The organism is Mesorhizobium sp. M6A.T.Cr.TU.016.01.1.1, from assembly GCF_003952585.1.
Lineage (GTDB): Bacteria > Pseudomonadota > Alphaproteobacteria > Rhizobiales > Rhizobiaceae > Mesorhizobium > Mesorhizobium mediterraneum.
In genome coordinates this window covers 2,126,986-2,145,001 of the sequence record NZ_CP034452.1, presented here as the reverse complement: position 1 = coordinate 2,145,001, position 18,016 = coordinate 2,126,986, and the positions used below count along the sequence as shown (strand labels likewise).

The following is an 18,016-nucleotide window of genomic DNA, read 5'->3' as shown; positions in this document are numbered from 1 at the left end:
GGATGAACTTGTGACCCCGTTCGGCGAAAAGCTTCGCGCGTTGCGAAGCGAGCGCGGCGTCAGTCAAAAGGCCATGGCCGAGGCGATCGGCGTCAGCGCCGCCTATCTGTCGGCGCTGGAGCATGGCCGTCGCGGCGCGCCGACCTGGACGCTGATCCAGAAGATCATCGGCTATTTCAACGTCATATGGGACGATGCGGAAGAACTCGCGCGGCTGGCCGAGACCTCGCACCCGCGGGTGAAGCTCGACACGTCAGGCCTAAGCCCCGCTGCCACCGAGCTTGCCAATCTGCTGGCCGAGAACATCGAAAAACTCGACGAAGCCGAGCTTCGCCGCATCACCGCATCGATCCGCGCCGCTTTGAAGCAGCCGAAGTGATCGCCTGCTACTGGACCGCGCCGACCAGAACTTGCTGGCCATCACGGATCGAGACCCAGCGGCCGGTATTGTCGATCGCCTGCCGCTTGAGGAAGCGGTAGCCGGTCCGGTCCCACGCGCGGACCTTTCCGTCCAGATTGTCGAGGATGTAGTCGCCCTTGCTCGTGCGCACCGTCAGCACTGCATGGCCCTCGCCGTCGGGCTTGCGCACCACGGTCATCAGAAGATCGGCGTAAGACACGCCCATGCGGTTCAATTCGCGGCGCTTCTCCAGGACATAGTCCTCACAGTCGCCGACACCCTTGGCCGGATAGGCCCAGACCTCGTCCTTGCCGTAGATGTCGAAGTCGCTTATCGGCTTGACGGCGGCGTTGACCCTGGCGTTGACGCTGAGCATCTTGCGCCAGAGCGAGCCGGTCATGGTGGCGGGGGCGAGATTGCCCGGGCGGATCGAGCATTCGGCCGGATTGGTCTTGCAGAAATCGTAATGGCCGATCGGCTGCGATGTCGGGCCGCCGGTTGCCATTGGTCCGGCCGCCGAAGCCGCCGTCGACCAGCCTGCCGCAAGTGCCAGCCCTGCGAGTGCGCACACGCGCACCTTTCTCGCCATTGGTGAGGAAATCATTGTCCCCCTCGTCCCTTGTTGTTAACGAAACGTTAAGGGCGATTCACAGTCCCGTCAATTATACGAACGGCCAGATTTGCGACATGGTTACCGGCACGGCCGAAAACGCGGCTATTGTGCAACAGGTCGATTTGAGCGGCTGCTACCATCCGGGCCTCATAAGGTGCATTCTTACTTTTTGGCGGTGCGGACCAGCTTCGGCTTCACTGCAACGCGGGTCTGGCGGCCATAGCTGGTGATGAAGTCGACGATGCGCGGCACGATTTCGGAGCGGAAGCGCGAGCCGTTGAAGACGCCGTAATGGCCGACCGCCGGCTGCATGTAGTGAGCGTGCCTGTCCGCGGGGATGTTGACGCAGAGGTCGTGTGCGGCCTGGGTCTGGCCGAGGCCGGAAATGTCGTCGTTCTCGCCCTCGACGGTGAACAGGGCGACATTGCGGATCGCTGAGGGATCGATGGCCACGCCGCGATGCGTCATTTCGCCCTTGGGCAAAGCGTGGCGGACAAACACGGTGTCGACCGTCTGCAGGTAGAACTCCGCCGTCAGATCCATCACCGCCATATATTCGTCGTAGAAGTCGCGGTGCTTCTCGGCATTGTCGCCGTCATGCTTCACCAGATGCATGAAGAAGTCCTTGTGGGCGATGATGTGGCGGTCGAGGTTCATGCTCATGAAGCCCGAAAGCTGCAGGAAGCCGGGATAGACCTCACGGCCGAAGCCCGGCACCGGCCACGGCGCCTGCATGACGACGTTGTCGCGGAACCAGTCGATGCCCTTTTCCTCGGCCAGAAGATTGACCGCGGTCGGATTGCGGCGGGTGTCGATCGGCCCGCCCATCAGCGTCATCGTCGAGGGAACGAACGGATCGCCGCGCGTTTCCATCAGCGCCACCGCCGCCAGCACCGGCACCGACGGCTGGCATACCGCCATGACATGGGTGTCGGGCCCCAGCGCATGCAGCATGTCGACGATGTAGTCGATATAGTCGTCGAGGTCGAAGCTGCCGTCGCTGAGCGGCACCATGCGGGCGTCCACCCAGTCGGTGATGTGCACGTCGGCATGGGGCAGCATCGCCTCGACCGTGCCGCGCAGCAGCGTCGCATAATGGCCCGACATCGGCGCCACGATCAGCAGCTTCGGATCAGGCCGGCGGTCGGCGGGAACCGCCCGCTCGAAACGGAGCAGATTGCAGAAGGGCCGCGACCACACCGTCTTTTCGGTGACGTCGACGCTTTTCCAGTCGACCACGGTCTTGGTCAGGCCGAATTGCGGCTTGCTGTAGCGGCGCGTGGTGCGCTCGAACAATTCGGCCGTTGCCGCGACGGAGCGGCCCCAGGACGTGTGCGAAAACGGATTGAGCGGATTGGTGTAGAGCATCCGCACCGCATCGGCATAGAGGCGGGCCGGCTGCAGGGCGGCGTGGTTCAATTCGTAGAACTGGTAGAACATCGAGAACCCCGCTGCTGCGACCAAAGGGACGACGGGCAGCGCCGAGCCTTAGATGTCTCGCGCGGACGTTAGCAACAAATTGCTGCGATGCAATACGTCAAGTGGCCTGATTTATGCTCATCCTTTCGTCCAAGGCCTTGAAAATCGGCTTTGAACGGCGAGAGCCGGCTTATTGTGCGACTGCGAAAGCCGCCGGGGAGAGCATGGGCAATCGCTTCATGTTTGTGGCCATCCGGCCTTGAGGCCGGACAGCATATCTCAGACGCGTGGCGTCACACGCGGGCCGTGCACACGGAGGTATGACCCGAGCTGATGAAGCCGAGCCGGCTGGCGGCGCCCTTCGACAGGTCTATCACGCGCCCCTTGATGAACGGGCCGCGGTCATTGATGCGCACGACGACGCTGCGGCCGTTGTTGCGGTTGGTGACCTTCAGCTTGGTGCCAAAAGGCAAGGTGCGGTGCGCGGCGGTCAGTGCCGACGGGTTCATCCGCTCGCCGGAAGCGGTCTTCGAGTGCAGCGCGTACCAGGAGGCGCGGCCGCATTGAGCGGCGGCAGGGGAAGTGGATGCGCCGACCATCAGGCCAGCCGCGATCGTCGCCGCGACAAGCGCGGTCTGGTTGCTTTTCTTCATGTTTGGGAATGTCTCCGTTGACAGACCCAAGTCGTTGGAGGCGAATAAGGCAGGAAATGCGGCAAAGGTCCGGCAGTTCCGTGGCCGCGGCACACGTTTGGAGTCGGCGCGAAACAGTCTGTCAGAGTTTTCTGCTGGCTGGTTGCGAGTCTTCGATGATCTTCGCGCTGATCTTCGAGATGTCTTCAGCAAGATCAGACGTTAAGATGCAAGGTAGGGTGAGCGCCATTGGATCGCTTCCTTTCGCTTTGTCATTCGCGGCCATGGCCGAATTGACGATCGACTTGAGAAGGAAATTCCGGCGATGAGATTGATCAAGAATCTGCTGGCGTTGTTGGTGCTCGCCATTGGTGCGCTCTGGTCGCTCCAAGGCATCGGCCTCGTCGGCGGCAGCTTCATGACCGGCCAGTCGCAATGGCTCTATATCGGCATCGTCGCCATGTTGGTCGGGCTGGCGGGATTGGTGTGGGCGAATCGTTCGCGCGGTTGACCCAATGCATGGCGCTCAAGCAAGCCTTGGGCTTGGACCGGGGTGCGCAGCGGTTTGTTGCAGGGACCAGATCAGATGGCGCGGGAGCCGGGTCGCGCTATTCACTGTGACCAATACTGCCAGGCCCAGTAGAAGCTTTCGTCGCGCGGCGGCAGGCGGCTGCGCCCGGCGTCCAATTGGACGGGGACTGGCGATCTGGGCTCGTCCTCGGCCGCCTGACTGTCCCTGGCCTGGATCAGGCGAAGCCGGCTGCCAAGAAACGCAAACAGTGTTGCGGTGGAATGGTCCATCACTGTCTCTCCTTTGTTCACTCCCGTCCTGCCCATGGAACGAGCGCGCGCTCGAGCCTGCGGATGATGAATTCGAGCACGAAGGCGATGGCAGCGATCACCAGGATGCCCATCACCACCACGTCGGTGACGAGGAACTGGGCGGCCGACTGGATCATGAAGCCAAGCCCGCGCGTCGCCGCCACCAGCTCGGCGGCGACCAAGGTCGACCAGCCGGCGCCAAGCGCGATGCGCAGGCCGGTCAGGATCGAGGGCAGGGCGCTGGGCAGGATCACATGCCGTATGACCTGCGCCCGCGTCGCGCCAAGCGAACGGGCCGCGTTGACGCGTTCCTGCGAGACGCCGCGGACGCCCGAAGCCGTCGACAGCGCGACCGGCGCCAGCATGGCGATGGCGATCACCAGGATCTTTGACGGCTCGCCGATGCCGAACCAGATGATGACCAGCGGCAGATAGGCGAGCGGCGGGATCGGCCGCAGGAATTCCAGCAGCGGATCGAAGATGCCGCGACCTATCACGCTGGTGCCGATGGCCAACCCAACGGGGACGCCGACGATGATGGCCGCGACCAGCGCCGCGAACACGCGGCCCAGGCTGGCGACGATATGCTGGACGAGCGTCGCGTCCACAAAGCCGTCGCGGACGACGGCAATGAATTTGATCCAGACGGCGGCAGGCGACGGTAGAAAGACCGGCGACACAAGTTGCAGGCGAGCCGACAGCGCCCATGCCGCCAGCACGGCCAGAATGGTGACAGTGCTGACCACGCGCGCCGAAACCCGGCCCCGTTTTGGCCGCTGCCGCGACCACGGCACCGACAAGGCGTCGGTCTCGTCGGCCTTGGCGTCGGCGTTGGTAATTGGCCGTTCCGTGTAGGAGGAGACGGTCATGCCGCCTCTCCCTCGAAGATCGCGTCGGTCAGCTCGCCGCGGGACGCCGCGAAGGCCGGATCGGCCTTGATGGCGCGGATGGGCTCGCCGGCCGCATAGCGCCGGCTGAAGCCGGTTTCGAACGTCCGCACCACCCGGCCCGGCCCGGGCGCCAGCACCACGATGCGGGTGGCGAGCACCAGCGCTTCCTCTATGCCATGCGTGACCATCAGCACGCCGACATGGCTTGCGGTCCACAGATCGAGCAGCGTCGTCTGCATGCGCTCGCGCGTCAGCGCGTCGAGCGCGCCCAGCGGCTCGTCGAGCAGCAGGAATTGCGGTTCGGCGGCGAGTGCCCGGGCCAGCCCGACGCGCTGGCGCATGCCGCCGGAAAGCTCCCAGATATGCTTGTCGCCGGCGCCGTCGAGCTTCACCAGCCTGAGCAGCTCGTCGGCGCGCCGTGTCCGCTCAGCTGGCAGTGCGCCGCGCAGCCTGAGAGCAAAGGCGACATTCTCCCGTGCGGTCAGCCACGGAAACAGCGCGTCGTTCTGGAACACGACGGCCCGGTCCGAGCCGGGCGCGGTGATCGGCCTGCCGCCGATCGTGGCGCTGCCGCGCACCGGCTCGACCAGGCCGGCGGCAACATTGAGCAGCGAGGTCTTGCCGCAGCCGGAGCGGCCGACCAGAACGACGAAGTCGTGCTTGGCGACATCGATCGACACGCGCTCGACGGCCGGCTGGCCGTCATAGTGAACCGAGACTTTATCGAGCACGAGATGCGTCATGTGGCCTCGCAGAACCCTTTGAAGAGAATCCGCCTGCCCCGGGCGCTTAAAGCGGCTCCGGGGCAGGCAGCACGCGGCGTCAGGGAGGAGAACCGCGCGCGTTCTTTTCCGGAACCAACGGTTCCGGACTCATGCACTCAGTTCGAGGCAAGCGCCTCGCTGACATATTTCGACGACACATATTTCGAATAGTCGGGCAGCACGGCGTCGACCTTGCCCTGCTCCTTGAGGAAGGCCGATGTCGCCTCCACAGCCTTGACCGTGCCGCCGCCGAGGAACTTGTCCGAGGCCTGCTCTCCGAGCGTCGGGAAGACATAGCCCTTGAGCAGCAGCGGCACGTCGTCCAGCTTGGCGCCGGTGAGCTTGGCGATCTTTGCCGCTTGTGGCGACGACACCGACCAGGCGTCCGGCTTGGCCAGGAACTCGGCATAGGCCGCACCCGTCACCTTGACGAAGTCGCGCACCGCTTCCGGATTCTTCTCGGCGAAATCGGTGCGCACGATCCAGGCGTCGAAGGTCGGCGCGCCCCAGGCGGCGACCTGTGAGGAGTCCACCACAACCTTGCCGGACGTCTTGATCTGGCCGAGCGCCGGATCCCAGACATAGGCCGCGTCGATGTCGCCCCGCGCCCAGGCCGCCGCGATCTCCGGCGGCCTGAGATTGAGGATCTCGACCGATTTCGGATCGACGCCCTCATGCTTCAGCGCGGCAAGCAGGCTGTAATGCGTGGTCGAGACGAAAGGCACGGCCACTTTCTTGCCGGCGAGGTCGGCGACCTTTTCGATGCCGGCGCCGTTGCGGGCGACAAGGGCCTCGGATTCACCGATCAGGCCGACGATGAAAATGGTCTGGATCGGAAGCTCGCGGCTGGCCGCGGCAGCCAGCGGGCTCGACCCGACATAGCCGATGTCGACCGAACCGGAAGCGACGGCGGCGATCACATCGGCGCCGGAGTCGAATTTCCGCCAGTCGATGGCCGCCTTGGTCGTGCTCTCGTAGACGCCGTCTGCCTGCGGCACTTTCGAAGGCTCGACCACCGTCTGGTAGCCGATGGTGATCTTGAGGTCTTGCGTCTGGGCCGGGCCGAGGAAGGCGGCGCCCGCGAGGGCTGCCGACGATAGGAGAACGATGCGTCGTGAAATGGTGGACATGAAAGGCTCCTTGAAAAGAGAAAACCGGACTGCCTTTCATAGTCATCTAATTCTATCGTTCTTGTGGAGTTAAATCCTTCCAACGGCGAAGGGTTTGGTGGAAAAAAGCTATCGGCGACGGACTGGCGAGCGGATAGAGCGGCTGCGGCGGGCCGGTTGCTACAGGTGGCACTAAAACCTTGGAGCTTGGTCGAAGACATTACGCTGCTGGGTGCGACCAGCCGTAATCGGGGTGAACTTCAATTCCCGATCCAGCGTCGGTCCGGTAAATCCATACTTCAAACAAGCGATAAATTGGAACCTCATTCCCTGTCTTCGCGTGTAACTATAGTATTCTTATCGACTTAGGGAGTTGACGAGATGAGCGACCATACCCACCGTGCTCCGGCGATCGCTCGTGGCATCGGCCCACATGCTCCGATGCATGCGAGCCGTGTTTCTGTGTCCTCGGCGTCACAAGCCTGGCCCAAAATCGCTGCCACGGCTTGAAAACCAAGCAAAATCAACAGCAACTGGCTTGTATATCATGTCACTAGAAATTATGTGTCATACAAGCTTGGCCGCGGTGGGGACCCACGCCAGGCGTTTCGCAACCGGTGGCCCTGCGCCATCGCACGACAGAGAAACGTTCGGTCTATGCTCACGAAAAAGGGCAAGTACGGCCTCAAGGCGCTCGTGCATCTTGCGCGGCTGCCGGTTGGACAGCTCGCCTTCGTTGGCGATATCGCCACCGGAAACAACATTCCAAAGAAGTTTCTCGACGCTATCCTCGGCGAATTGCGCAATGCCGGTTTCGTCCAGAGCCGCAAGGGCAAGGAGGGTGGCTATCGCTTGGCGCGGCCGGCGGATGAAATCAAGATCGGCCATGTCGTGCGCGTGCTCGACGGGCCGCTGGCCCCCATTCCCTGCGCCAGCCGCACCCGGTATCAGCGCTGTGAAGACTGTAACGAGCCGACATGCCAAGTCCGACACCTGATGCTGGAGGTCCGGCAAGCGATCGCCGAGGTGCTGGATCAGCGCAGCCTCGCCGAGATGCGCGATATCGCCAGCGACGAAGACCTTTCGGTTGCGTTGGAAATCCAGGCCTGAGCCAACAAAGCCTGAACCAGCAACGCTGGAACCATTGGCTCCTGAGGCAATTGGTGCGCGCATGACCAGTCGCGCAAATTCGATCGTCCCAAATTCGATCATTATCGTCGGTGGCGGCGCCAGCGGCGTCGTCCTTGCCGCGCATCTGTTGAAGTCGCCCAATCCCGATCTTCGCGTCACGCTGATCGAAAAGCGCCCGCATTTCGGCCAGGGCATCGCCTATTCCACGCTGCTGTCGGCGCATGTGCTGAATGTCAGCGCGGCCGGCATGAGCGCCTATGCCGACGACCCCGGCAATTTCTGGCGCTGGCTGCTCGAACGCGGCCTGGCAACCCCGGAGCAGGCGCCGGTCTACGCGCCGCGCAGTGTCTATGCCCGCTATCTGAAGGAGCTGCTGGACGAGCTTGAGGCCCGCGAGACGGGGCGCCTTCGCCTGATCCGCGAGGAGAGCCTGTCGATCTCGCCGACCGCATCCGGGGTCGAGGTGGCGCTGGCCAACGGCACCAGCGTCGTCGCCCACCTTGCCGTGCTGGCGACCGGACATGACGAGGAGCCGGGCGCCGGCCAGGGCCACGCGATCAGGATGGGATCGGAAGCCGACACCGCGCTGGACCCCGAGGCCCGAGTCCTGGTGCTGGGCACCGGCTTGAGCATGGTCGATGCGTTCCTGTCGCTCGAACAGCGCGGCCATCGCGGCGATATCGTCGCGGTGTCACGGCGCGGCCTGCTGCCTTCGCCGCACCGCAAGGGCAACCCGATCAAGCTCGACGTTGCCGATATTCCGCTCGGCACCCAGCTCTCCTATTTCGTCGGCTGGTTCCGCGACCTGATCCGGGAAAACCAGAAAGCCGGCATCGACTGGCGCGATGTCGTCGATGGTCTGAGGCCCTTCAACCAGAAAATCTGGCAGAACTGGCCGTCCTCGGCCAAGCGCCGCTTTGTCGAGCACACCAAGGCATGGTGGGACATCCACCGCCATCGCATGGCGCCGGAAGTCTACGGCCGTGTCACCGAGGCGGTTCAAAAGGGACGCATCCGGCTTGTCGCCGGGCGCGTCGTCGACATCACGGCGGGCGACGAATTCACAGTGCAGGTCCAGTCCCGCCACACGCAGCGTCTCGAAACGTTCGAAATCGCCCGCATCTACGATTGCAGCGGCATCGCCAGGGACATCTCGACCACCTCGAACAGCGTGGTGCGGTCGCTGGTCGACCGCGGGCTGGCCCGGCCGGATCCGCTGCGCCTTGGCCTCGACGTATCAGACAATTGCGAGGTCATCGCCGGCGACGGCACTGTATCGGCCAAGATACTGGCGGTCGGGCCACTGACACGCGGCACCTTCTTCGAGATCGACGCCATTCCAGATATTCGCGTCCAATGCGCGCGGCTGGGGAAGCGGTTGCTGGGTTGAAAAGGGGTTCTTGGTTACCCTCTCTTTCGTCATCCTAGGGCGGAGCAGGAGCGAAGCGACGTCGCGGAGACCCTAGGATCCATTCCGTGACCTGCGAGCGTCACGGCTGTGCAGAAGACTTTAAGGCGGAGACGGTGCATCGACAAAGGTCTGTACCGTTGCATTCCTCGGTCCCGGTCACGGCATGGGCCCTCGGGTCAAGCCCGAGGATGACGAAGGTGCGGAACTGGAATCCCATTCCTCGTCTGGCCAATGGATTGGCACGATCTATCTTCTTTCAGACTGCAAACGGCTGGAAAAGAGGATAGGCTGACAGCCTGCCCAAGGCGGTCGCTTGACCATGGAGCATCTGATATGAGCAAGCATAAGATCGTGGCACGGGACGATGAACTGTCCCGCCTGCGTCCGCCCTATGCCTCGGTTCTCGACCTGATCGGGCAGACGCCGGTCGTCGAGCTGACCAAATTCGATATCGGCAAGTGCCGGCTGTTCATCAAGCTTGAAAGCCAGAATCCCGGCGGCTCGATCAAGGACCGCATCGCGCTGTCGATGATTGCCGCCGCCGAAAAACAGGGCAAGCTGAAGCGCGGGGGCACCATCGTCGAGGCGACCGCCGGCAACACCGGTCTCGGCCTCGCGCAGGTCGGCATCCCCAAGGGCTACCGCATCATCCTCGTCGTGCCCGACAAGATGTCGCGCGAGAAAATCCAGCATCTGCGCGCGCTCGGCGCCGAAGTGCGCATGACCCGTTCCGATGTCGGCAAGGGTCACGCGGAATACTATCAGGACATGGCCGAAAAGATCGCCGCCGAGCTGCCCGGCGCCTTCTATGCCAACCAGTTCGCCAATCCCGCCAATCCGCTCGCCCACGAAACCACGACCGGCCCGGAAATCTTTCAACAGCTCGATGGTGACGTCGATGCGGTGGTCGTCGGCGTCGGCTCGGGCGGCACGCTGACCGGGCTTGGCCGCTATTTCGCTGAGGTCTCGCCGAAAACCGAGATGATTCTCGCCGATCCCGTCGGCTCGGTGCTGGCGCCGCTGATCAAGACCGGCAAGATGACAGAGGCCGGAAGCTGGACCGTGGAAGGCATCGGCGAGGATTTCGTCCCGCCCAATGCCGATCTGTCGCTGGTCAAAAAGGCCTACTCGATCACCGACAAGCAGAGCATGCTGGCGGTCCGCGACCTGCTTTCGAGGGAAGGCATCCTCGCCGGCTCGTCGTCCGGCACGCTGCTTTCAACCGCGCTTCGCTATTGCCGCGAGCAGACCGTGCCGAAGCGCGTCGTCACCTTCGTCTGCGACAGCGGCAACAAATATCTGTCGAAAGTGTTCGACGATTTCTGGCTGGCCGAGCAGGGCCTTGCCGAGCAGGAGCAGCATGGCGATCTGCGCGATCTGGTGATGCGCTCGCACCGCACCGGCGACACCGTGTTTGTCGGCCCCGACGAAAGCCTGCTCAACGCCTATGGCCGCATGCGCCGTTCGGATGTCTCGCAATTGCCGGTGCTGGATGAGGGCAAGCTCGTCGGTATCGTCGACGAAAGCGATATCCTCGCCCACGTCGAAGGCCCCTATGACAGCCGCTGGGACCGCTTCAAAGCCCCTGTGCGCACGGCGATGACCTCCACCCTGCACACGCTGCAGGCCAGCCAGACGCTCGACGCGCTGCTGCCGGTCTTCGATCGCAACGAGGTCGCCATCGTCTTCGACGGCGACGAGTTCATCGGGCTGATAACCCGCATCGACCTGATCAACCATCTGAGGCGCGCCCGATGACCATCAAAGCAACCGTATCGGGCAGGAACCGTCTGGCCTTCTCGACGCGCACGATCCATGGCGGCCAGAGCCACGACCCGACGACCGGCGCGGTGATGGTGCCGATCTATGCGACCTCGACCTATGGCCAGCAGAGCCCGGGCGTGCACAAGGGCTTTGAATATGCGCGCAGCCAGAATCCGACCCGCTTCGCCTTCGAGCGCGCGGTGGCCGACCTCGAAAGCGGCACAGCCGCCTTCGCCTTCGCTTCGGGGCTGGCGGCTATCGCCACCATTTTCGAGCTGCTCGATTCCGGCGCGCATGTCGTCGCCACCGACGACATCTATGGCGGCACTTTCCGGCTGCTGGAGCGGGTGCGCAAACGCTCGGCAAACCTGCAGGTGGACTTCGTCGACTTCACCGATCTTGCGGCGGTCGAGGCGGCGATCCGCCCGGAAACCAAAATGCTCTGGGTCGAGACGCCGACCAACCCGCTGCTGCGTGTCGTCGACCTCGAAGCGGTGGCCGCACTGGCCAAGCGCAGGGGCGTGCTCTCGGTCGCCGACAACACCTTCTGCAGCCCCTATCTGCAACGGCCGCTGGAACTCGGCATCGACATATCAGTCCACTCGACGACCAAATACCTCAATGGCCATTCCGACATGGTCGGCGGCGTCGCCGTGGTCGGCGACAACAAGGATCTCGCCGACCAGCTGAAGTTTCTGCAGAACGCCATCGGCGCCATATCCGGGCCGTTCGACAGCTTTCTGGCGCTGCGCGGTCTCAAGACGCTGGCGCTGAGGATGGAGCGCCATTCGTCGAACGGCCAGAAGATCGCGCACTGGCTGGAAAGCCGCCCCGACATCCGCCGCGTCATCTATCCCGGCCTCCCCAGCCATCCGCAGCACGCCATCGCCAGGCGGCAGATGCACGCTTTCGGCGGCATGATAACGGTCGAGCTCGACCGCGACCTCGCCGGCACAAAACGCTTCCTCGAGCACACGCAGCTGTTCACCCTGGCCGAAAGCCTCGGCGGCGTCGAAAGCCTGATCGAGCACCCGGCGCTGATGACGCACGGCTCGATCCCGGCGGGAAAACGCGCGGAAATCGGGATTTCGGATTCGCTGGTGCGGTTGTCCGCTGGGATAGAGGATGGGGATGATCTGATTGCGGATTTGGATCAGGCGCTGGCGAGTTGAGCCCGGCAACAAGAACCTTGCGAGACGTCGGCGGGACAGTGCCCCCCTCTGCACTACCGGGCATCTCCCCCACTAGGAGGGCTTTGCACGGGGAGCGAAGTGGAGTTCGGTGGTCAGTGGGGGCCTTTTTGAAGGCCGGCAGAGCGGTTTTCCGCGGCCCTTGCGAGGCCTTTGTCGGTTTAGGCAGCCATCCTGCCGGATTGTGGACGCACTCCTCCCTCATGTCCGCCTCTCATCGGGTGGATAGAGGACGCCAATCATGGTGCGCAGATTGTAAGCGCAGGCGGCCAGTATGCACTGCGTGCGGTTGGTGGCGAGGTTGAAGAAGCGCAGGCGTCGCATGCCGTAACGCTCCTTGAACACGGCGAAAGGCCGCTCCACTGCCGCCCGCACCTTGGCGATCAGCCGGTTGCGCAGCTTGTGGCGCGGCGGCAACTCGGGGTGATGCTTGTTGGGCCGCCGCATCAGCCGGTCCTTAATGTTGGCGGCGGCGAGCCGGGCATGGCGGGCGTGGGTGTAATAGGCTTGATCGCCATAGGCCGCCTTCTCGTCGCCGCAGATCAACTGGTCGGCCGGCTCGGTGTCGGTGACCGAGGCGTCGCTCGCCTCGACACGCCGGATCAAGGTGTGCTCCTGGTCGACGCCGATGTGCATCTTGTAGCCGAAGGTGCTCTTCTTGCCCTTCTTGCCCCAACGCGCATCCTTGTCGGCCGACGGCTTGACCGGACCTTGGTGGCCCTTTTTCGGCTGCTTGGGCGGACGGCCACGAGCCTGCAGGAACGTGGCATCGACCAAGGTGCCGCGCTTGACGATCAGGCCCTTCTCCTCCAGCTGACGGTTGATCTCCTCAAAGACCTTGTCGATCAGTCGCTCACGCGTCAGCTCCTCGCGGAAGCGCCACAGTGTCGAATGGTCGGGCGTGCGGTCCGAAAGGCTGAAACCGGCAAAGCGGCGGAACGACAATCGGTCCCGGATCTGCGCCTCAAGCGCCGGATCGCTCAGCCCATGCCACATGCCCAGCAAAAGACAGCGCACCAGCGGTTCCGCCGGATAGCTGGTGTTGCCCGAGCCAGGACCGCTGCGCTGACCCAGCAATGTTCGGATCGGCGCCCAGTCCAGTTCCTTCGATACTAGGTCGAAAATCGTCTCATCCGACGCCGCCAGACCGTCCGCCAGACTCAACTGACCCAAAACACGATCCGCCATCCCGAATCTCCCTGCTCCAACCTTCACCACAGAATCACCGTTCGGCTTCTGTGCAAAGGTCTCACAAGGGGGGAGATTGGCCGTCATCTTGCGCTTCGCCAACCTCCAACGCTGAAACACGGACGGGACGGCGAAGCTGCCGATCTCCCCCCTTGTGGGGGAGATGTCCGGCAGGACAGAGGGGGGCGTGAAGGATCGCCAACGAGCGGCGCTTGTTCTGCATCTTGTGTCTTACATTCAATTCCGTTGACCTTGGCGCCATCTGGCAGAATTGTAGCTTCTTGATCCACCTTGCTGCCTGGCTCCGGAAGTTATGAACAACCGACAACGCAACCAACCGACGGCAAGCGACACCCCGCTCACCTTCGCCATCCTCGTCTTCCCCGGCTTTCCGATGATGGCGTTCAGCTCGGTGATCGAGCCTTTGCGCGCCGCCAATGTGCTGGCGAAGAAAAATTGCTACCGCTGGATCATCGTCGGTGCCGCCGAAGGCCCGGTCGAGGCCTCGAACGGCGTCGTCATCCAGCCCGGATTTTTCGCCGGTGATGCGCCGAAGGTCGATCGCATTGTCGTCTGCTCGGGCGGCAATGCCGATCATCTCGTCGCCGACGATGCGGTGAGCTGGATCCGCAAAAGCCTGCGTGGCGGCGCCCATATCGGCGCGGTGGCGGATGCCGCCTTCTTCCTGGCGCGGGCCGGCCTGCTCGACGGCCATGCCTGCACCTTGCATTGGACAAGCCAGGCCGCCTTCACCGAGGCGTTTCCGGATATCGAGCTGAGGCGCGATCTCTACGTCATCGACCGCAAGCGCTTCACCTCGGCCGGCGGCGTCGGCAGCCTCGACATGATGCTGGAGATCATCACCAACGACTATGGCGCCGAGCTTGCGGCCGGCGTCGCCGAATGGTTCGTGCACAGTCCGCTGCGCTCCAGCATCGACCGCAAGCTGATGCCGCTGCGCTTGCGCACCGGGGTCCAGAACGAGCTGGTGCTGTCGGCCATCGCCATCATGGAGGATGCGGTGGAAGAGCGGCTCGGCATGGCGGCGCTGGCGGATAAGCTCGGCGTCTCCTCCGACAAGCTCGAGCGGAATTTCCGCTCCGAGCTCAGCATCTCGCCCAACGGCTATTACCGCCGCCTGCGGCTGAAGCGCGCCGCCGATCTCTTGGCGCATTCGACGCTGATGGTGCGCGACGTGGCGCTCGCCTGCGGCTTCGCCTCGATGTCGAGTTTTGCGCGGGCATTTCGGGAGGAGCATGGGCACGCGCCGAAGGTGGCGCGCAGGCGCTAGGTCCTCTCGGACGTTGGCGGGACAGCGCCCCCCTCTGCCCTGCCGGGCATCTCCCCCTCAAGGGGGGAGATTGGCAGCTTCGATGCTCCGCTCCTCCTGCGACGGTCGAAATTCGCGAAAGCGGCGATGACGGCCGATCTCCCCCCTTGAGGGGGAGATGTCCGGCAGGACAGAGGGGGCGCCGTAGAGCGCTACGGACGACTTCAAGCGGCATCCGGCACAACACCTGCGGGATTCCGCACAGCCTCTGCGCAAGGCATGGCTCATCTTCCCCGTTTCCAGGAGGCACCCCATGAGCATTGTCGTTTTTGATCCCGACAGCACCGAGGACGTGGATTTCAAAGACCGTATGCGCCACCCGGCGGCGGCCGATCCGGCCGGCGGCATGTGGCTGTCCGATACCGAGCCGTCCTTCATCGACGCCGACGCGCTGCGCAAGGGGCGGCTGGCGAAACTGCGCGCCTGGATGCGCGAGGCCGGCTATGGCGGCGTGGTGCTGTTCGATCCCTACAACCAGCGCTACGCCACCGGCTCGCGCAACATGTTCGGCTATTTCCTGCGCAACTCGACCCGCTACTTCTTCATCCCCACCGAAGGGCCGATCGTGCTGTTCGAATATCCGCAGAGCTACCATGTCTCGATGGTGCTCGACACGATCGACGAGGCGCGTCCTTCCAAGCTGGTGTGGTCCTCGGTGTCGGGCCGCGACGATGAAACAGCGGGTCCCTTCGCCGACGAGATCGCCGAGCTGCTCAAGGCGCATGGCGGCGGCTCGATGAAGCTCGGCCTCGACCGCTGCGGCCATCTGCAGGCGCTGGCGCTGGAAAAGCGCGGCTGCGAGGTCAGGGATTGCCAAGGCGAAATCCTCGCCGTGCGGGCGGTCAAGACGCCCGAAGAAGTAAAATGCCTGCAGGTGTCGATGGCCGGCGCCGAGGCCGCCGTCTATGCGGTGCGCGAGGCGATCAAGCCCGGTGTTTCCGAAAACGACCTGTTCGCCATCATGTATCACGAGGTGATCCGCCAAGGCGGCGAGTTCATCGAAACCCGGCTCTTGACCTCCGGCCAGCGCACCAACCCATGGTTCAACGAAGCGAGCGGCCGCAAGATCAGGCCGGGCGAACTTTTGGCGCTGGATACCGATACGATCGGCTGCTACGGCTATTATTCGGACTTCTCGCGCACCTTCCGCTGCGGGCCGGGCAAGCCGACGGATTATCAGAAATCGCTCTACCGCATGGCCCACGACCAGGTTCAGCACAACATCTCGATCGTGAAACCCGGCATGGCGTTTCGCGAGATTGCTGAAAAGGCCTGGAAGATCCCGGACCGCTTCGTCGACCAGCGCTATACCTCTGTCATGCACGGCGTCGGCATGCATGGCGAGACGCCGTTCATCGCGCACGCCATGGACTACGAGACCTATGGCCGCGACGGTTTTGTCGTGCCCGGCATGGTGGTCAGCGTCGAGAGCTATATCGGCGAGAAAGGCGGACGCGAGGGTGTCAAGCTCGAGGACGAGATACTGATCACCGAGACCGGCACCGAGCTTCTGTCGCGCTTTCCCTATGAGGACGATTTTCTTGACAAGCAGGTTTGAATGAAGGGCAGGTTTGAATGAAAGGCCCGGTCTCGATCGAGCGCGGCACGGTGGCCGCGGTGTTCGTCGACCTCCAGGAGGAGCATCGGCAGGACAGGCGCTATTTGGTCGAGGGTTTTGGCGGCGTTCTCGCCAATGTCCAGCGTCTGCAGGCGGCGGCGCGGGCCAACGATGTGCTGCTCTACCATTCGGCCTATATCGTCGATCTCACCAGGGAGGCGCGGCGGTTCCATCCGGTCGATGCGAATGGCAGGTCGGCTTTCTCCGACAAGGACGATCCGCTGACCGCGATCTGTCCGGAAGTGGCGCCGGTCGCCGGCGAGATGATGCTGGTCAAGACTGAGGCCAGCGCCTTCGGTGCAGGCCCTGCCGCAGGGCGGCTCAAGGCCGAAGGCATCGAGTGGCTGGTCGTTGCCGGCGTGTGGACCGAGGCCTGCATCGACGCCACCGTCAGGGATGCGGTGTCATCAGGCTTTCGGGTGCTGCTGGTCAAGGATGCCTGCGGCAGCGGCAGCACGGCGATGCACCAGACCGCCATCCTCAATCTTGCCAACCGGCTCTATGGCGGCGCCGTGACCACCACCGGCGGCGCCTGCCGGCTGATCGCAGGCGAGACCGTCGATGCATGGCAGGTCGTGGGTTCCGTGCCTTTGCGCTTCACCTACGAAAACGCGGCCCGGCTCTACGACGAGCTCTGACGCTTCCAGCGGATTTGGTGGGATCGGATGGCAATGGTCAGCGACGCCGAAAAGCCCGAGACAGCAAAACGGGGAAAATACGCGACGCTGCTCGACCCGGCGCTGTGGGCCTATATCGACCGGGTCAACGCATGGTATCCGCCCGAAATGGATCTGCCGGTCGACAAGCAGCGGGCGGTCTATGACGCGATGTGCCGGGCGTTTCACGCGGGCACTCCCGCAGGCGTCGAAGCCAGCGACAGCGCGGTTGCCGCCGGCGACCATGCGATCCCGATCCGGCGCTACCAACTGGCGGGCAAGGCACCGCAAGCGATGGTCGTTTATTATCACGGCGGCGGCTTCGTGCTTGGCGGGCTCGACAGCCATGACGATATCTGCGCCGATATCTGCGCCGGCACCGGCTTTGCGGTGCTGTCCGCCGACTACCGGCTGGCGCCCGAACATCTGCATCCGGCCGCCTTCGCCGATGCGCTGGCGGTGTTCGAATGGGCGGCTGACACAGAGGGCCTGCCGATCGTGCTGTGCGGTGAGAGCGCCGGCGGCAATCTTGCCGCTGGGGTGGCGCATGCGGCACGCCATCATCCTCGCCACGCAATCGGCCAGGTGCTGATCTATCCGGAGCTGGGCGGCGATGAGAGCGCCGGCTCCTATGTCGAGCACGCCGAAGCGCCGCTGCTGACGCTCAGCGACATCGGATTCTATCGCCAGGTCCGCTCCGGCAAGGCACAGTCGCCAGACGAACCGACCTTCGCGCCGCTGCGCGACAGCGACTTCTCCGGCCTGCCGCCGACGGTCGTCGTCACCGCGCAATGCGATCCGCTGTCATCGGACGGCGAGGCCTATCGTGACCGCATCCTCGCCGCCGGCGGCCGTGCCTGGTGGCACGAAGAGCCGCGCCTCGTGCATAGCTTCCTGCGCGCCCGCAAAACCGTGCCGCGGGCCGGCGAAGCGTTCACCCGCATCGTCGCCGCCATCGCCACGCTCGGCAAGGGCGGCTGGTTGTAGGGAAGCCGCGATGAGGGGGACCTTCCGTCTGCGGAACAGCGCACAACAACTGCGGAAATGCGAACATTTCTTCGCTGAAGCCCGCACTATCA

The 18,016-nt window shown here is 63.9% G+C and carries 18 protein-coding genes; 10 read left to right on the top strand and 8 right to left on the bottom strand.

The features are described 5' to 3' along the window. Window positions 1–10 precede the first annotated feature (10 nt). Window positions 11–379: a helix-turn-helix transcriptional regulator gene (locus tag EJ075_RS10075; RefSeq protein ID WP_095485104.1), complete on the top strand. Its 369-nt coding sequence runs from the start codon at window positions 11–13 to the stop codon at window positions 377–379. Between the two features lie 7 nt (window positions 380–386). Here EJ075_RS10075 and EJ075_RS10070 read toward each other — a convergent pair whose 3' ends face one another. From EJ075_RS10070 to EJ075_RS10060, 3 genes are all read right to left on the bottom strand, one after another. After that, window positions 387–1,004, bottom strand: coding sequence for a transglutaminase-like cysteine peptidase (locus EJ075_RS10070; RefSeq protein ID WP_095484772.1), 618 nt, complete (start codon window positions 1,002–1,004; stop codon window positions 387–389). A gap of 171 nt (window positions 1,005–1,175) precedes the next feature. Beyond that, window positions 1,176–2,453: a polyhydroxyalkanoate depolymerase gene (locus EJ075_RS10065; protein ID WP_126104248.1), complete on the bottom strand. Its 1,278-nt coding sequence runs from the start codon at window positions 2,451–2,453 to the stop codon at window positions 1,176–1,178. 272 nt (window positions 2,454–2,725) lie between these two features. After that, complete coding sequence (locus tag EJ075_RS10060; protein WP_126104247.1) at window positions 2,726–3,085, bottom strand: septal ring lytic transglycosylase RlpA family protein; 360 nt, start codon at window positions 3,083–3,085, stop codon at window positions 2,726–2,728. 304 nt (window positions 3,086–3,389) lie between these two features. Here EJ075_RS10060 and EJ075_RS33100 point away from each other — a divergent pair, with 304 nt between their 5' ends. Next, window positions 3,390–3,575, top strand: coding sequence for a hypothetical protein (locus tag EJ075_RS33100; protein ID WP_164547073.1), 186 nt, complete (start codon window positions 3,390–3,392; stop codon window positions 3,573–3,575). Between the two features lie 101 nt (window positions 3,576–3,676). On the opposite strand, the gene EJ075_RS10050 is transcribed toward EJ075_RS33100, so the two are convergent. The 4 genes from EJ075_RS10050 to tauA all read right to left on the bottom strand — a co-directional run bounded on the left by EJ075_RS10050 (window position 3,677) and on the right by tauA (window position 6,670). Beyond that, on the bottom strand, window positions 3,677–3,865 hold the full coding sequence (locus EJ075_RS10050) for a hypothetical protein (RefSeq protein WP_095485103.1): 189 nt from the start codon (window positions 3,863–3,865) through the stop codon (window positions 3,677–3,679). A 17-nt stretch (window positions 3,866–3,882) separates the two neighbouring features. Then, a complete protein-coding gene (locus tag EJ075_RS10045) occupies window positions 3,883–4,755 on the bottom strand; it encodes an ABC transporter permease subunit (protein WP_126104246.1) in 873 nt (290 codons plus the stop codon). Further along, window positions 4,752–5,519: a taurine ABC transporter ATP-binding protein gene (locus EJ075_RS10040; protein WP_095484767.1), complete on the bottom strand. Its 768-nt coding sequence runs from the start codon at window positions 5,517–5,519 to the stop codon at window positions 4,752–4,754. Before EJ075_RS10040 ends, EJ075_RS10045 begins: the two co-directional genes overlap by 4 nt. A 137-nt stretch (window positions 5,520–5,656) precedes the next feature. Continuing rightward, window positions 5,657–6,670 (bottom strand): taurine ABC transporter substrate-binding protein, encoded by a 1,014-nt coding sequence (gene tauA, locus EJ075_RS10035; protein ID WP_126104245.1) that lies wholly within the window; start codon window positions 6,668–6,670, stop codon window positions 5,657–5,659. Between the two features lie 636 nt (window positions 6,671–7,306). On the opposite strand from tauA, the gene EJ075_RS10030 reads away from it, so the two are divergent. From EJ075_RS10030 to EJ075_RS10015, 4 genes are all read left to right on the top strand, one after another. Next, entirely contained in the window at window positions 7,307–7,759 is a 453-nt protein-coding gene (locus EJ075_RS10030) for an Rrf2 family transcriptional regulator (protein ID WP_126104244.1), read from the top strand. 61 nt (window positions 7,760–7,820) lie between these two features. Continuing rightward, window positions 7,821–9,170 (top strand): FAD/NAD(P)-binding protein, encoded by a 1,350-nt coding sequence (locus EJ075_RS10025; protein ID WP_126104243.1) that lies wholly within the window; start codon window positions 7,821–7,823, stop codon window positions 9,168–9,170. A gap of 354 nt (window positions 9,171–9,524) precedes the next feature. Beyond that, entirely contained in the window at window positions 9,525–10,949 is a 1,425-nt protein-coding gene (locus tag EJ075_RS10020) for a pyridoxal-phosphate dependent enzyme (RefSeq protein WP_095484762.1), read from the top strand. Continuing rightward, window positions 10,946–12,127 carry a cystathionine gamma-synthase gene (locus EJ075_RS10015; RefSeq protein ID WP_126104242.1) on the top strand — a complete coding sequence of 394 codons (1,182 nt, stop codon included), beginning with the start codon at window positions 10,946–10,948 and terminating at the stop codon, window positions 12,125–12,127. Before EJ075_RS10020 ends, EJ075_RS10015 begins: the two co-directional genes overlap by 4 nt. 219 nt (window positions 12,128–12,346) lie before the next feature. Here the strand turns inward: EJ075_RS10015 and EJ075_RS10010 are convergent, their stop codons facing one another. Continuing rightward, window positions 12,347–13,333 carry an IS5 family transposase gene (locus tag EJ075_RS10010; RefSeq protein WP_126103272.1) on the bottom strand — a complete coding sequence of 329 codons (987 nt, stop codon included), beginning with the start codon at window positions 13,331–13,333 and terminating at the stop codon, window positions 12,347–12,349. A gap of 313 nt (window positions 13,334–13,646) precedes the next feature. On the opposite strand from EJ075_RS10010, the gene EJ075_RS10005 reads away from it, so the two are divergent. The 4 genes from EJ075_RS10005 to EJ075_RS09990 all read left to right on the top strand — a co-directional run bounded on the left by EJ075_RS10005 (window position 13,647) and on the right by EJ075_RS09990 (window position 17,924). Then, complete coding sequence (locus EJ075_RS10005) at window positions 13,647–14,624, top strand: GlxA family transcriptional regulator (RefSeq protein ID WP_126104240.1); 978 nt, start codon at window positions 13,647–13,649, stop codon at window positions 14,622–14,624. Window positions 14,625–14,916: 292 nt separating this feature from the next. After that, on the top strand, window positions 14,917–16,221 hold the full coding sequence (locus tag EJ075_RS10000) for a Xaa-Pro peptidase family protein (protein ID WP_095484758.1): 1,305 nt from the start codon (window positions 14,917–14,919) through the stop codon (window positions 16,219–16,221). 17 nt (window positions 16,222–16,238) lie between these two features. Continuing rightward, entirely contained in the window at window positions 16,239–16,919 is a 681-nt protein-coding gene (locus EJ075_RS09995; RefSeq protein WP_126104239.1) for an isochorismatase family protein, read from the top strand. 27 nt (window positions 16,920–16,946) lie between these two features. After that, entirely contained in the window at window positions 16,947–17,924 is a 978-nt protein-coding gene (locus tag EJ075_RS09990) for an alpha/beta hydrolase (RefSeq protein WP_245458132.1), read from the top strand. The last annotated feature ends 92 nt before the right edge of the window (window positions 17,925–18,016 follow it).

Coding starts and splice junctions, on each gene's coding strand:
- EJ075_RS09995 (WP_126104239.1), top strand. CDS start 16,239: ATGAAAGGCCCGGTCTCGATCGAGCGCGGCACGGTGGCCGCGGTGTTC.
- EJ075_RS10040 (WP_095484767.1), bottom strand. CDS start 5,519: ATGACGCATCTCGTGCTCGATAAAGTCTCGGTTCACTATGACGGCCAG.
- EJ075_RS10020 (WP_095484762.1), top strand. CDS start 9,525: ATGAGCAAGCATAAGATCGTGGCACGGGACGATGAACTGTCCCGCCTG.
- EJ075_RS10070 (WP_095484772.1), bottom strand. CDS start 1,004: ATGATTTCCTCACCAATGGCGAGAAAGGTGCGCGTGTGCGCACTCGCA.
- EJ075_RS10045 (WP_126104246.1), bottom strand. CDS start 4,755: ATGACCGTCTCCTCCTACACGGAACGGCCAATTACCAACGCCGACGCC.
- EJ075_RS10010 (WP_126103272.1), bottom strand. CDS start 13,333: ATGGCGGATCGTGTTTTGGGTCAGTTGAGTCTGGCGGACGGTCTGGCG.
- EJ075_RS10005 (WP_126104240.1), top strand. CDS start 13,647: ATGAACAACCGACAACGCAACCAACCGACGGCAAGCGACACCCCGCTC.
- EJ075_RS10030 (WP_126104244.1), top strand. CDS start 7,307: ATGCTCACGAAAAAGGGCAAGTACGGCCTCAAGGCGCTCGTGCATCTT.
- EJ075_RS10065 (WP_126104248.1), bottom strand. CDS start 2,453: ATGTTCTACCAGTTCTACGAATTGAACCACGCCGCCCTGCAGCCGGCC.
- EJ075_RS10060 (WP_126104247.1), bottom strand. CDS start 3,085: ATGAAGAAAAGCAACCAGACCGCGCTTGTCGCGGCGACGATCGCGGCT.
- tauA (WP_126104245.1), bottom strand. CDS start 6,670: ATGTCCACCATTTCACGACGCATCGTTCTCCTATCGTCGGCAGCCCTC.
- EJ075_RS09990 (WP_245458132.1), top strand. CDS start 16,947: ATGGCAATGGTCAGCGACGCCGAAAAGCCCGAGACAGCAAAACGGGGA.
- EJ075_RS10025 (WP_126104243.1), top strand. CDS start 7,821: ATGACCAGTCGCGCAAATTCGATCGTCCCAAATTCGATCATTATCGTC.
- EJ075_RS10050 (WP_095485103.1), bottom strand. CDS start 3,865: ATGGACCATTCCACCGCAACACTGTTTGCGTTTCTTGGCAGCCGGCTT.
- EJ075_RS10015 (WP_126104242.1), top strand. CDS start 10,946: ATGACCATCAAAGCAACCGTATCGGGCAGGAACCGTCTGGCCTTCTCG.
- EJ075_RS10000 (WP_095484758.1), top strand. CDS start 14,917: ATGAGCATTGTCGTTTTTGATCCCGACAGCACCGAGGACGTGGATTTC.
- EJ075_RS33100 (WP_164547073.1), top strand. CDS start 3,390: ATGAGATTGATCAAGAATCTGCTGGCGTTGTTGGTGCTCGCCATTGGT.